Annotated in this window: 1 pseudogene; it reads left to right on the forward strand. The window is 37.4% G+C overall.

The window, feature by feature from the left end:
• Window positions 1–235 (forward strand): annotated as a pseudogene (locus tag SB679_RS26315) (M23 family peptidase); the annotation flags it as partial.

Here is a 235-nt window from a genome sequence, read left to right on the forward strand (position 1 = left end):
GTAGATGAAACTGTTGGTCAACTTAATTCTTTCCTTAAATCTAAGGACATCTCTAATGAAAAGCTAATGATGCTTGATCAGGACAGCATTGCCAATTCTATTTATCTTTCCAAGCAAGCCAACCGATACAGCCAGTATCTGATGGATCTACAAAAAAAACTGATGCAGGTTCCTTTGGGAATGCCAACAGACGGATATATCTCCTCTAATTTTGGAGTAAGAAAAAATCCTATCC

Origin of the sequence: Chryseobacterium sp. SIMBA_029 (genome assembly GCF_046535275.1) — a bacterium.
Classification (GTDB): Bacteria; Bacteroidota; Bacteroidia; order Flavobacteriales; family Weeksellaceae; genus Chryseobacterium.